Source organism: Bacteroides sp. AM41-16 (assembly GCF_003603495.1).
GTDB lineage: Bacteria > Bacteroidota > Bacteroidia > Bacteroidales > Bacteroidaceae > Bacteroides > Bacteroides uniformis.
Map to the genome: position 1 here is coordinate 61,727 of NZ_QTNE01000021.1, position 13,127 is coordinate 74,853.

Annotated in this window: 11 protein-coding genes; all 11 read right to left on the reverse strand. The window is 50.2% G+C overall.

The genetic code is table 11. The features are described from left to right. Positions 1-99: 99 nt before the first annotated feature. The 11 genes from DW896_RS21525 to DW896_RS16820 all read right to left on the reverse strand — a co-directional run bounded on the left by DW896_RS21525 (position 100) and on the right by DW896_RS16820 (position 12,999). Positions 100-345: a hypothetical protein gene (locus DW896_RS21525; protein ID WP_044301920.1), complete on the reverse strand. Its 246-nt coding sequence runs from the start codon at positions 343-345 to the stop codon at positions 100-102. Continuing rightward, the gene (locus DW896_RS16770) at positions 345-1,823 is read right to left on the reverse strand and encodes a PepSY domain-containing protein (protein WP_044301922.1); all 1,479 of its coding nucleotides are present in this window, start codon (positions 1,821-1,823) and stop codon (positions 345-347) included. The genes DW896_RS21525 and DW896_RS16770 overlap by 1 nt, the downstream gene beginning before the upstream one ends. Before the next feature lie 10 nt (positions 1,824-1,833). Beyond that, positions 1,834-2,727: a hypothetical protein gene (locus DW896_RS16775; protein WP_044301924.1), complete on the reverse strand. Its 894-nt coding sequence runs from the start codon at positions 2,725-2,727 to the stop codon at positions 1,834-1,836. A 12-nt stretch (positions 2,728-2,739) separates the two neighbouring features. After that, positions 2,740-3,669 carry a hypothetical protein gene (locus DW896_RS16780; RefSeq protein ID WP_007569373.1) on the reverse strand — a complete coding sequence of 310 codons (930 nt, stop codon included), beginning with the start codon at positions 3,667-3,669 and terminating at the stop codon, positions 2,740-2,742. Further along, positions 3,656-3,910, reverse strand: coding sequence for a hypothetical protein (locus tag DW896_RS16785; RefSeq protein WP_225719307.1), 255 nt, complete (start codon positions 3,908-3,910; stop codon positions 3,656-3,658). The genes DW896_RS16780 and DW896_RS16785 overlap by 14 nt, the downstream gene beginning before the upstream one ends. An 8-nt stretch (positions 3,911-3,918) precedes the next feature. Continuing rightward, positions 3,919-4,632 (reverse strand): HmuY family protein, encoded by a 714-nt coding sequence (locus DW896_RS16790; protein WP_008655044.1) that lies wholly within the window; start codon positions 4,630-4,632, stop codon positions 3,919-3,921. Between the two features lie 14 nt (positions 4,633-4,646). Beyond that, a complete protein-coding gene (locus DW896_RS16795) occupies positions 4,647-7,004 on the reverse strand; it encodes a TonB-dependent receptor (protein ID WP_008655042.1) in 2,358 nt (785 codons plus the stop codon). 89 nt (positions 7,005-7,093) lie between these two features. Continuing rightward, entirely contained in the window at positions 7,094-7,726 is a 633-nt protein-coding gene (locus DW896_RS16800; protein ID WP_044301994.1) for a DUF4903 family protein, read from the reverse strand. A 412-nt stretch (positions 7,727-8,138) separates the two neighbouring features. Further along, on the reverse strand, positions 8,139-8,630 hold the full coding sequence (locus DW896_RS16810) for a hypothetical protein (RefSeq protein ID WP_007569380.1): 492 nt from the start codon (positions 8,628-8,630) through the stop codon (positions 8,139-8,141). 40 nt (positions 8,631-8,670) lie between these two features. After that, positions 8,671-10,113, reverse strand: a complete 1,443-nt coding sequence (locus tag DW896_RS16815; RefSeq protein ID WP_007569382.1) for a hypothetical protein — start codon at positions 10,111-10,113, stop codon at positions 8,671-8,673. Positions 10,114-10,260: 147 nt separating this feature from the next. Beyond that, on the reverse strand, positions 10,261-12,999 hold the full coding sequence (locus tag DW896_RS16820; RefSeq protein WP_007567535.1) for an outer membrane beta-barrel protein: 2,739 nt from the start codon (positions 12,997-12,999) through the stop codon (positions 10,261-10,263). Positions 13,000-13,127: the final 128 nt, after the last annotated feature.

A 13,127-nucleotide genomic window follows, 5' to 3' on the forward strand; every position in this document is an offset into this window, starting at 1 on the left:
CGATTATCATCGTCATCACAAGAAACACAGAAGAGGCGGATGTTGCGGAGGATGTTAAACAATCGCTGCCCCAAATTATAAAAAGTGAGGTTGTTCACTTCAAACCGGCACAACCTCACTTTTTATGCGCAAAGAGGCGATGTCTCCGTATGCGGTCATTCCAACCAATGGAATCTTGAACAAAGCCTCCCAAATTTTCAACTGGCAATCCGTTTCTTTCAAATGCCGTTTTATCTCTCCGGTCCTGCATGAAAATAAACAGGGCGTTCTGCCGTATGCCATCGCATTTTGTGTAGAACCGGGTGTGCTCAATCTCCAAGAGACTTTCTTAAAAACAAGTTTCATTACTTGTTTCCTTTTCTCACCCTATATCCTGTCCACAGACACCATACGCATCCTCCTCCCACGAGGAAGACAAACACGTAAGTAGCCACGCTGCCTATGAACACCCGTCCGCTGTGTACTTCCAAAGCGAAGTTCCAAAGCGACATGGGTTGTGTGGAGAGTTCGCCGGGCTGGGCAAGTGCATCCGTTCCCTCGTAATATTCCACCACGCATTCCTTTCCCTTGAAATCCGCACTGTAACCCGAAACGGCAAACTTGCCGAAAGGAGGACCGGCTGTATCTTCGGCTTCTTCTCCCGTGAAGTAGTCCGTTACCCAGCCCTGCTGTCTGTCCCAAACGAACAGGCCGCTGAACGAACCGGCCAGCCAGTTCCCCTGCTTATCCTTTTGCCAGACATTCAGCCCCATGACACTGACCGGGGGAGCTTCCTCCACCTTCACGGGAACGGCATCCGGTGAAGCCAGCGAATAAAAACCTTCGGAAGTGGAGAGCAGCCAGTCACCGCACATATCGTCATAGCGCACCATGCGCAGCTTGTCGTGCCAAGGATTAGGGCTGTCTAAGGATGTGCCGGGCAGAGCGGGTGTCTTAGTCAGAGCCAACGGTATCATGACGGGTGGACGGAGACACCAGCCCGTAACGGCCACCAAGAGGGTCAGTATGATAGTGGTGCGTCCCAGCTTGTCGTGCCACAGCAGGGAGAGGCGTGTCCATCGGGCTTCGCCTTCCGTGTGCCGCCCGTGGCGGTGGCGGCGGCGCATGTCCTTGGGCAGCAGCCAGTAGGCAAGCCCCGTGAGGCACAGGAGAACCAGCACAACAGCCACCGCATCCACAACCAGCTTGCCTGCCGTGCCGAACAACTCCCCGCTATGCAACATCCACACCGTGCGGAAAAGCGTCACCTTCGGCTCGTAACCGTCGGGAACTTTCACCTGTATTTTCCGAAATCCGGCGTGAGAAGACGTGGAGAGATAGAGGTACGAACGTCCGGCAACTACCAGCGTGTCGCCCCGGACGGTGATGTCCGAAAGACGTTCTCCCTCGTCCAAAGGCAGGGGGATTTCTATCCAAGCCGTTCCGTCGTGGCGGTACAGGCCGAACTGGCCGGCGGCATACAGCGTACCGTCGGGTGTTTGCACTATGCCTTTCATGCTACGGTAGTCCGCCCCTTGGGAAAGTCCTTCGTTGAAGTCCGCAAAAGCCGAGGCGGCAGTGTCCGTGCGCCATACCCCGGCTGCACCATAGGCCAGTATATGAGCCACGGAATCCTTGTCCGTATAGCGCAGCGTTCCCCTCAGCAGCCCGCCGTTCCATGCTTCGAAACGATAACCCGCAGGCAGCCACTTCCGGCTGACGTTGATGTCGGCCACCGCTTCACGATGATTCAGCACAATACCGCTCCAACAGAACATGAGCATGAAGAAGCAGAACAGCAACCCGAACCATTTATGATGTTTCCTCCAAGTTATCCGTTTCATGATTTATCTTTTATTGTCGTTTTACATCCGCAGTTTTCTTTCGTCTGTCACAAGCGAGATAAAGCCCGGTTACTGCAAACGAAACCAGAATCAACGCGATTTCCTGCACATGTCCTTGTGGATTTGCCCATAGCCCGTTCAGCAGGTGAATCCGGTCGAAGACCTCTACCGCGATCCAGAAGATAATTACGGTGGCGAAACCGAAACGCAGGCTCATGCCCCACGAAGCATAACGCAACAGCTTGGCGAACATGAACAGCGAACCGATGAAGCCCAGCATCCCGACAAGCAATGTCACCGGATGATGGTCGCCAAAAAAACGCTCATCGTAGCAGAACATCAGCACCAAGTAGCACGTCCACAGCATGGTAATGACTTCCATAAAAGCGACAATGCTGGTATGGCGTGTCATGGGGCGTGCGGCGATTTCCTTCTTGTGCTTGCCGAAGAACAAGCGCTGCCACCAGTTCAGGAAATTGCAGCCGTTGGCAGTGCAGAACAGGTACAGCATCATCGTCATGGCCCAGAACCCGAATGTGGACGGAAGTATCAGGTATTCCGGCCGGCTGACAATCTCGCCCGTTACCGGGTCGAGCTGCGCCTGCGTGCCGAAACGGTTGGCATAGTACATAAACAGGAAGTCGATGGCGCCCATCCAGTAAAACATACCGCCGAACAAACCCAACAGCGCTTGTTTGACGTCGCCTTTTATGAATACACCGATAATGACCATCAGCAAACCGAACAGCCCCATTCCCATACCGGCATAGAACTGTTCCACCCCCGCCGTACCGTCTTTCAGCGCACGTGCCAGGATGTGTGTCAGCGGCATGGCAACCAATGTCACAGCGATGGAGACAAACGCTTTAAGCCAGTGCCTTTTTCTCTCTTTTGTTGCTGCCATATCCGGTTTTCTTTATTGGGAAACGGCATTCTTTTTCTTCGCACCCATATACCACAGGTAAACAGCCAGTACAAGGAACGCTGCCAGTATGATAATCATTTCCGTCTTATGCCCCATAGGGTCTACCCATATCTCGCTCAACAAATCCATACGGCCAAGGATCTCAATCGGTGTCCAGAACACGATAACGGTAGCGATTGCCATACGGATGTTGGCCCCCCACGCAGAAAGGCGCAACTGTTTGGCGAAGATAAAGAACGAGCCGATAAAGCATCCGACCCCCACCAACAGTGTCACCGGATGATTCTCGCCCAGGAATACATCATCGTAGCAGAACATCAGCAACAGGTAGGAAGTCCACAGCAACATCATCAGTTCCATGAATGTGACGATACTCGTGTGGCGCGTCATGGGGCGGGCGGCGATGTCGTTCTTCTTACCACGGAAGAGCAACCGTTGCCACCAGTTGATGAAGTTGCATCCGTTCTTTGTACTGAACAGGTACATTACCATAATCATCATCCAAAAACCGAACGAGGCGGGCAGTATGAGATATTCGGGACGGGTTACGATTTCACCCGTCACAGGGTCGAGTTCCGGCTGCGTGCCGAAACGGTTGGCAAAATACATGAAGAGAAATTCCACCCAGCCTGTCCAGAAGAGCAGACCGCCGAAGAATCCCCAGAGTGTTTGGCGCGTATCTCCTTTGGCGAATACGCCGACAATCACCATCGCCATACCTACCGCGCCCATGACAAAGGCCGAATAGTGCAGAACGGTCTCGCTCATCAGATGCTCCATGATAATCATCAGCCCGTGCCCCAAAGGCATGGTAAACAATACCATGAGGAAAGAAGCGATGGCTTTCCACCAATAGCGCCGTTTGGCGGCAGGAGGTGTTACATTTGTTGTTTCAGTGGTCGTTACGTTAGTCTTTTCCATATTCCATTAATTTACGTTTGATACGTTTCTTGTAGAATACTATAATAATTGCCGCAGCAACCAGCATGGCGGCGTGCAGCGTAATTGTAAACTCCCAAGTGGGAGCATTGGGGCTGTCCCCGTACTTGTCTGCCATGACGAAGTGGGCGACCGTTATCGCCGTCAGGAAGACGATAACTGTCGGCCATTTCACCCACCGCCGGTTGCAGAAGCGCATAAAGCGCACGAATTGTCCCATCATACTTTCCGTCATTTCAATTCGTCGCAATAGTAACTGATTCTCCCGCCTTCATCACCGATTTCCACGTTGGCATCGTACCAACTGATAATCTGTATCTTGAAGTACCTCTCTCCGTCGGCGGTACGCACCACATACGTGTGGAACGAAGGGGTGTATGTGGGGGGAGGCCCGGAGAAGCTCATGGCCTGCGACAGCAGCGGGTTGGCATTGGTCTCGGTCGTGGCAGGACCGTTGTTGGGGTCGAACCACGGGTTGGCATCGAAGTCCAGATTGTTTTCCACAAGGTAATGGTTCCAGTCGTTCTGCGACATGGTGACGCGCACGTCGTCCGTGTCAACGACCCATTCCAAGTCGGAAGGCAGTTGTGAAACGCTCGTCCAGTCATCGTAACCGCCATAGCCCAAGTCGGCGGCACCGCCCTGACCGATGCCGCTCGTACCCGAATTGGTACGCATGGTATAGCCGCAGAAAGCCAGATCCCAGTCCGTGCGGTTGATTTGTTCGCCTTCCTTGATGTCCTTGTTCACGGTGTAAGTGTTGAATGACTCTCCCGTGCGGAGGTTGAAGTATATCCAGTCGTTCGTCACCCCTGTGGAATAGCCCGACTTGCGGGGCAGCGTCTTGCCCGTAAAGGGCTGTATGTCGTCATAGTCCACGCAGGAGAACATCGTGAGACAGCCCAGCAGGAGGCTTACCGTTTTGAATAATCCCATACGTTTCATTGTCGTATATTTAATCATTTCTTTTTCCTTAAAGAGTTAATCACATCGTCCAGCATAAATTCCAACTGCACCCATCCGCGTGTTCCCGGCGTGGCGGGCACGTTGAACATCGTGATGCCCGAACCGAGGGTTTTCGGCACGTAGTTGAAGATGTTGTCCACACCGAGCGTCAGTTTTACCTTATTGTAGAAGGTCTGCGACACCGACAGGTTGCACAGCACGTATTGCGGCAGGTCGCAACGGAAGTAGGCGTCATAGCTCTTGTTGTCCTCTTCCACGAACACGCGGTCCTGCACGTCGAACTTCTTGCGTCCCATGTACGAGGCGCTGAACACGGCGTTCAACCGGTAGTTCTTCTTCGTGAACTTGTAGTCCAGACTGGCCGTGGCGGCATGGGGAGAGGTGGTGTTCACCTGTATGCCCTCGTTCTTGCTCACGTTCACGAAGCTGTACGTCCCGTTCAGCGTCAGGCAGTCCAGCACGTGCCAGCGCAGCAAGGCTTCCAGCCCCAGAAGGCGTTGCTTGCTCAAATTGGTGTACTCGAAGTTGTACTGCATGTCGTAGATGCGCCATACGCCCTCGATTTTATCACGGAAATAGTTGCCGTAGGCCGTACCGGACAGGAACAGGCGGTCGTTGCTGTACTCGGCTCCCAGCGAGAAATAATTGTTCTTTTCCGGTTGCATGTTCTCGTTTCCGCGGATCATGAACATGCCCAAATGGTCCCAGTTGAAGAAGAGTTCCTTGATACTCGGAGAACGGTATCCCATCGAATAGTTGGCGCGGATGCTCCACCGTTCGTTGGGCGAATACTTGGCGGCAATCTTGGGCATCCCCATGAAACCGAACGCCTTCGAGAAGTTGGTACGCAGTCCGGCAGATACCATCCACTTGGGGTTGATGGTCCACTCGTCCTGCAAGAAATACTCCGTTTCTTTCAAGGCGCGGGTTTTCAGATCGTGGTTGGCATTGCCGGAGAAACGGTCGGAGGTCAGTTCGTCCGACGTATGTTCCACACCGAAGATCAGGCTGTGCCCGTCGAAGTAGTTGCTCGTGATGGTCAGGCGCGGCTGCCAGATGCTACTCTCGTAGTCCTTGTTGCGCGTGTCGATGCGCTCGTGCCGCTTGAAGCGGTCGTAAAAGTCGGCATGAAGGCTACCCGTAACGCTGAACCAGTCCTTCACGTGGTAGGTCAGCTTGGCTCCCGCCGTCCAGTCACGCGCCTGGCTGAAAGTCATGTCCTGTATCAGGTCATACGTGTTCATGAAGAAGGTGCTCCCGTAAACCAAGACCGAGAGGTCATCGGTCGGGTCGTAATACAGTTTTTGGGAAACCGTGATATGCTCCTTGCCCTCGATGCCCATCGGCGGACGTGAGGACGAGTTGACCACGGTGATGTCGTGCGGAAGGAAGGGATTGGCCTCTTGCGTGTAGACCTTCTTGTCATTCTCCGCCTGATACATGTAGAACGCATCCGAGGAACTGTACCATGCGTCGGTCTGCGAGGTTACTTTCCCCGCCTTGAATCCGGCAGATACCCAGCCTTGCAGGTTGGGGCGGTCGGCATTCTTCTCGAACATATACAAAAAATCCTTCGGTTGCGGATTCTTGTAATTGCGCTCGTTCATCTGTCCGTAGCGCACACCTGCGTCGATGGAAAGCGGTTTGGTCGTTTTCTTCGTGATAAGGTTGATTACCGCACCGGCGGCACGCGAGCCGTACAGCGTACTGCTGGCTCCTTTTACAATCTCGATACGGTCGATGGCGTGCAGGTTGAAACGCTCGTAGTCGAGATTCCCGGCCATGTCGCCCGTCATGCGCTCGCCGTCCATCAGGAACAGCACGTGGCGGGCGTCGAGCCCCTGCATGGAGATTTCGTTTCCGAAGCCCACCTTCTGGATATTCAGACCGGGAGTTTCCTGCTGCAATGCCTGTTGCAGGTTGCTGTATCCGGCTTCGACCAACTGCTTGCCGCCCAAGACTTGCGTCGTAACGGGCGACATCTTGATGGGTCGCGCTGTACGCGAACCGGTGACGACTACCTCGTTCAGTCCCAAATGATCCTCTTCCAGATAGACGGTCTTCTCGGTTTCGGTCGCTTCTATCTTTCCTGTTGCCGGAACAAAACCGACATAGGATATTTTGTAATAATACGTTTTCTTGGAGGGGATTTTCAGTTCCGCCAGCCCGTCCACATTCGTGACGCTCCCCTGCAGGTTTTGCAACGCTTCGTTATCGGCATAGACCACAGTGGCCGCGATGACCGGCTGTTCCGTCCCTTTCTCCAGAACTTTGAGCTTTACTTTACGTTGTGCCTGGGCATTCATACATGCCAGTAAGACACAAAATAAGATGGCTGTTATTCTTTTCATCTGTCTATCATCAAAACATGTTATTCTACACAAAAAAGAGGGAAAGCCGTGTGTCTTACGGTCTTTCCTTCTTTCCTGCAATCGAAAGGTCAAGCCTTGCCCTGTTCTTTCTTGGCTTCTTCCAAGTCTTTTTCGTACTGGGCAAATTCTTCTTCAAAGCGGTCGATACGGCTCTTGTCGATTTCTTGCAGGAAGGTTTCGGTGCGCACGTTCATCATGTTGTAGTCCACGATGAACTCCACTTGCTTGGTGTCCACGTTCAGGAAACCATCTACACGGGCGCCGCTCCCTTCCTGGTTGTCCGCAGCGTCATCGCCGCTCGTGGTGACATTTCCGTCCGTTCCCACGAACTTCACCCAACCGCTGCCGGGGTATTCATCCTTTTCCCAACTGTTGAGTTGCATAAACTTCGTTGCACAGCGGAAGGTGATGGCGAAGGGCATGGCGCCCACGGTGAAGTCGCTCAGGTCGAGCACCATCGTGCCGTCTTCCCGCCAAGAAAAGTTGAATTTGGTGGGGCAACCGCTTTCCAACAGCGTCTTGTCCACACCGCTCATTGTAGCACGGGTTGAGAGCACGAGGTCTCCTACAAGGATTTCCTTCGCCTTATCAATATATTCCTGTGCAGGTGGCTCATTGGTAAGTGAATCGTCACTTTCACACGAACTTAATCCGATTACTGTTGCCATAAGAAGGCTGAATAAAAAGTATAACTTTTTCATTTTGCTTATATAATTTACTTGTTTTGTAATCCATAATTGTTTCCTGTTCATTACCCTTGCCTGCGTGTATTCCGCAAAGGGTATGTAAAGTCATGGTTTTTACATGATTAAAGGCAGGCTTTTTCCGATGGCAAAGTCTGTCTTTGATGTGTACCGCATGTAGGCTTCAGAAGCGGTTCAGGCGGTTTGGATAATTTTGTTTCCTCGCCGTCGGTTGCATACCGGAAGTGTTTTTAGCGGCATAGCAGCCTTGCTGACAGGATAATGGTGTCTTCCCCATTGGGTGAGGTGAATATATTGTGATAATTTTTTCTTAGTAACACACAAAAAAAGAGCTAAGAGAAAGCCGTTTGACAGCTTTCTCCTTACTCTTTCTGAATTTAATTTCGTTGCTTGACAAAATAATGACGAATTATTTTGTTCCAACAAAGTGTACGGATGCAGGGAAATCTGCACCTAAGAACTTACCGGATACTGCCAGAGTAAACTCGATAGTGTTGCCTGTAACTTTGGCATCAGTCAAAGAATCTAACTTCAATGTTACTAAATCCATGCCTAAAATGGTCAAAGTTCCTGCTTTATCACCTTTGAAAGCTGTAATTTCACCGGTTTCTTCATCTACTTCTACTTCCAACTCGATAGTGATATTCCCCGGCATACTTCCGATCTGCGGAAAATCGCAACTCAAAATACCATTTTCAAGAGTATAAGATGCAGCACGTGGCTCATAATCTTCTCCTCTCATTTTGATTTGATCCATTGTACCGTTATAAGTACCTTCGTAATCGCTGATTGCCAATACGGTACTTACACCATCTACATCCATCACTGTGGCAGCGTCAGCAGACTGTGCCATTCCGAAACTTGCTGCAACAAGGGCAGCTCCTAAGAAAAATTTTCGCATCGTTTTTATAATTAAAGTTTAATAAAAAAATAATTACACTTTATTTTTGTTTGTTCAATAAAGTCCTCCAACGGCATCCTTTGTTTTTATCATACGATAAAGAAGAAGTATAACCTAACCTTCTGACCGTATCGTCTGGGTCAATGTCTGTATAATTTGCTTTCAGGAATGCTTGGGTTGATTCTCTATAGAAAGTGTTCTCTGAACAAGCGAAATAAGTACCGGCATATCCATCTTCACTATAGAAAATGGTCAGTTCCGGATAAACCAGATTAAAGTCTTTATTCAAATCACCTATACTGAGTTCTGCTACCATCTTGACATTCGACATGTCAAATGTTTCCAATGCGTCCAAGCATTCAATATCAATTCTGTAGGCTTTCAATTCATTTTTTTCGGGCAATTTGATTTCTTTCAGTATAGGACATCCCAGAACCATCAGACTACTGCCATACGTACCATTGCCTTCCGTTTCTTTATCTCCTTGACCCCAAATAGTGGAATAACTCAAATCTAACTTCTGCAATGCCGGGTTATTTTGGACCCAAGCACTTCGCAAATCTGTAGCATTGGATAAGTCGATATCTTCCACTTCTATATTTTGCAGGATGACTTGGGTTATGAATTTCCCTACTTTTATATTGGGCATAGAAGCTATACTTTCTTCTCCGGCAGAATAAAGGCTGATTTTAGCACCTTCCCAATAAGGATTCTCCACCAGAAACTGAATACCCTCAAAGTTGGTAACATTATCAGCAGGAGCAACAAGCAGTTCCTTTGTTTTCTGGTCGAGTCCCAAATGTTTGCTAAGGTCTATTTGGTCGCCGTTAAACAGATCGGCAAAATTTGTCTGCAAATAAGTGAGCAGGTTTGCGTCGGGCACGTCGCGCAGGGTGGTATAAGTTTGCAGATTGCCGTCGACATCAGTCATCTTCATATCAATGGTGCCGGCGGTGATGGCTTCCTTGTTTTGGCGGTAGAAACGCACGAGATCTTCGATATTCTCTTTAGCGGTTTCCGGAAGGTAAAGTTTGGTAATTTCGTGCAGGTTAGTCACAGTTTCATCACCGTTTTCTTCCACTACGACACTCACAAGATTATCATAGTCGTAGATTTCATTACCCGTCAGGTCTATTCCGGTGATTTGTTCCGGCAATTTGGCAAAGTCGAACGCCGGGCCGTAACCATTGTCCGACAGATCCACATCAGTCAAGTTAGGGAACATGGAAAGTTCTGCCAGTGCGTCTGTGGAAATCTGCGTTCCGGAGAGGTCAAGCGTCGTCGTATTGTTAGCCAAATCATCAAGCAACAGATTGCCGTCCTCGTTGAATGTGTAGCCTCTTTGAACAAGAATGGTTTTCAATTCGGTATTCTGCACGGCACCCGTGCTGTATGAGAGGGTGTTGTCGTCATCGCTGCACGATGCCCCTATCAGCAGCATTGCGAATGCCATCAAACCGACATGCAAATTGTTTCTTTTCATCTTTCTGTGATTTTATTATTTCGTTATTATTATTTCGGGGTGCAAAATTATAACGAGTTTACTCAGAGCACAATACCTAAAAATTGGTATATAATTAGAAGCAAATCACCACTCATTAACTAAAAAAATATAAACTTCGCTCCTGCTTTATAATTGTTTGTTAAAACGGTACTTGAAGGAGAGCATGAACCAACTACCTATCTGCTGCGTGTGTCTCTCCGACAATCCGGAGGAAGAGACGCTGCGGGTAAAGTTCTTTTTCTGGCTAAGGATGTCCGCCCAGTAGAATGACAGTTCCGCCTTCTTCTGTTTGAGGAAACGCCAAGAAAGGGAGGCGTTCCACACTACCTGGTCATCTTCGCCGGGGGTGATGTTCGTCCCGTTGCGGAAAGAATAATCGACATCGCTCCGCAACTGAATGCCGCCGGGCAGGTCGGCGTAGGCGTTCACCCCCAAGCGGTAGTCGCGGGTGTAATCGCCGGTTTCGCGCAAAAGGTTGGTGGAGTGGCGGAAACGCCAGTCACCCGTCAGGTCGAAACCTCCCCATTGGGGCTGGTAGCCAAAACGCAGGTTGGCATTCAGTGTCGTGTTGTGGGTCGTACTGCGCTCCGGCATCTCCTGCTGTCCCTCGTTGATAAGGCTTACGTTCTGGCTGAACGAAGCGCCGGTACGTGCGGTAACGGAAAATCGGCGTTTGATGCGCTTCTGGTATCGCACGGTGGCTCTTGCGTTCCAATTCCCGTTCACATTCACGGGATAGCTTTCTATACCGCCTGTTTGGGTATTGTACGTCACAGCCCGTGTCACACTGTTCACCGTGTTCGCCCAAGTCATGTCTCCGTTCAAACCTATCTTCGTGTCTCGTGCTTCTAAGCGCACCCTTTGGTTGTACGAAGGGCGCAGGCTGGGATTTCCCCGTGTAATGTTCAGCGGATCGCTGTTGTCGGTCAGTGTCAGCAGTTCGGTCAGTCCCGGCTGTTTCGTGTCTCCCTCGTAACTTAGTTGCACCCGTGTTTTCTTTTTGTGCCACAAGACGGTAACAGCCGGGTAGTAGTTCACGGAGGTTCTCAGCGTGTCGGCTTGCATCCGCCCGGTCTTCTGGTCGAGACTCTGCCGTTCGGGAACGACGGACAGGCCAGCGTTGATTTCCCAAGTTCTGTCCGTATAGTTAAGGTGGAGGGCCACTTCATGCGCTGTCGTGTGGCTTCGGCTTCTGTTGCTCAGGCTGTCGGTATAGGCTGCCTCGTAGCCTTCCGGCAGGGTGTACAAGGGTTCATCGTCCGTACCGTCGAAAAAGCGGGACAGGTCGTAGGTATTGCGGTCGTTGTTTTGGTTTTCCCGTCTGAATTTATACGAAAGTTGTGCCCGCAGGCTCTTGTGTAGTGGCTGTGTCAGTATCAGTCCCAAGCTGAATTTGCGGTTTCTGTTTGGGCTGTCATAATATTGATTACGGTAGAGGACGGAATCGTTACCCCACTCATCCTGCAATTGGTAATAGGTGGTGGAGGACACGGAAAACGCCTCGTTCTTTCCTCTCCCCTCCGAGTATTGCATGGTTAGCCCCAAACTGCTGCCTTTCTCGTTCAGCCGTCGGGTGAGGTCGGCGTTCAGGAAATACTGCCGGTTGGCGCTTGTTGAACGGGAGTTCATGCGGATGCCATTCACCCGGATATCGTTTTCCGTTTGGCCGTTTTCTTCCCCATTGAACGGTGCTGTGATATCCAATTCTGGATTTTCATTGTAGGTCGCCTGCCGGCTGTCACTCCCGTTTGTCCCTTTCATCGCACTAAAGCTGCCTGAAAGGTTCAGCAAGGTCATCTTATCGATATTCCATTTCATGCTTAGCATGGTGCTTGCCATGCGGTTGGTGTTGTGGCGGTCGCTGGTCGCATAGCGGTAGCGGTTCCCCGTTTTCAGGTATTGCTCGTAGTAAGATGTCCCCTCGTTCCCATTGATAGCATTGCTGTACATGACATTCCCGTTAAGGTGTATCTTCTTTCCGAACTTTTTCAGGAAGTTCACCGCTACATTGTCTTGGCGGTTGTCTTTGTTTGCGGATGTCATGTTGCGGTTGCCGCTTTTGGCGATTACCGACAGGTTTTCCCCGCCGGTTTTGAAGAAATTGCTGATTAGTTCCGCTTCTTTTTTCTTGTTGTTACCCTTGCCTGCGGCTACGGAAGTCATCAGTGTACCGTTGAACTCCTTCTTGGTTTGCAGGTCGAGCACATAGTTTTCTTCCCCTGTTTTTATCCCCATGAATTTCTCCATTTCGCTACGCTTGTCATACACTTTTATCCTGCTTACCAAATCGGCGGGCAGATTTTCCAAAGCCAGCGCATGGTTTCCTGCAAAGAACGCTTCCCCGTTAACATTGATTTCCGCAATGGGAAGCCCATTATAAACCAAGGTTTTGTTTTGCCTGTCATATTCCAAGCCCGGTATCTTTTTTACCAGCTCTTCCAAGTTCGAGCCTTCGGGAATCCGGTAGGCATCGGCATTGATGACGGTAGTGTCGCCCACCAGTTCCACCTCCTTTATGGGAGCCGTGACCACCACTTCGGACAGTTCAAGACCTTCTGTCAAGACAATGTTTCCGACATGGATTTTCGTCTTGCCTGTATTTAATGCACGAAACTCCGGCTTCATACCTATATAAGAAACTTTCAGCAGGTAAGGCGATTCTTTCTTTGCATGGAAGCTAAGACGGAAATTCCCGCCGGCATCACTCATCACCCCTTTTACAAGGGTGGAATCCCCGGCTTCGAGTACCAAGATATTGGTATAGGGCAACACCTCTTGTCCTTCTCCATTGTTGGAAACGACAAGGGTCTTTCCGGTCACATCCACCCTCTGTTGGGCAAATAGAGTTATCGGAAACAGGAACATAAGTATCAGTCCGAGAACAGATATACGCACAATTACCCGTTATTTTTTTATAGTTTTTAAAAGAAATGAAAAACGGGTACAAAATTACAAGCTTTTACCAGCCGTGCCAATACCAAACAATCGGTATA

Bases quoted from the DNA above. Each gene is read 5' to 3' on its own strand.
- DW896_RS21525 (WP_044301920.1), bottom strand. From the start codon at position 345: ATGAAACTTGTTTTTAAGAAAGTCTCTTGGAGATTGAGCACACCCGGT.
- DW896_RS16770 (WP_044301922.1), bottom strand. From the start codon at position 1,823: ATGAAACGGATAACTTGGAGGAAACATCATAAATGGTTCGGGTTGCTG.
- DW896_RS16775 (WP_044301924.1), bottom strand. From the start codon at position 2,727: ATGGCAGCAACAAAAGAGAGAAAAAGGCACTGGCTTAAAGCGTTTGTC.
- DW896_RS16780 (WP_007569373.1), bottom strand. From the start codon at position 3,669: ATGGAAAAGACTAACGTAACGACCACTGAAACAACAAATGTAACACCT.
- DW896_RS16785 (WP_225719307.1), bottom strand. From the start codon at position 3,910: ATGATGGGACAATTCGTGCGCTTTATGCGCTTCTGCAACCGGCGGTGG.
- DW896_RS16790 (WP_008655044.1), bottom strand. From the start codon at position 4,632: ATGAAACGTATGGGATTATTCAAAACGGTAAGCCTCCTGCTGGGCTGT.
- DW896_RS16795 (WP_008655042.1), bottom strand. From the start codon at position 7,004: ATGAAAAGAATAACAGCCATCTTATTTTGTGTCTTACTGGCATGTATG.
- DW896_RS16800 (WP_044301994.1), bottom strand. From the start codon at position 7,726: ATGAAAAAGTTATACTTTTTATTCAGCCTTCTTATGGCAACAGTAATC.
- DW896_RS16810 (WP_007569380.1), bottom strand. From the start codon at position 8,630: ATGCGAAAATTTTTCTTAGGAGCTGCCCTTGTTGCAGCAAGTTTCGGA.
- DW896_RS16815 (WP_007569382.1), bottom strand. From the start codon at position 10,113: ATGAAAAGAAACAATTTGCATGTCGGTTTGATGGCATTCGCAATGCTG.
- DW896_RS16820 (WP_007567535.1), bottom strand. From the start codon at position 12,999: ATGTTCCTGTTTCCGATAACTCTATTTGCCCAACAGAGGGTGGATGTG.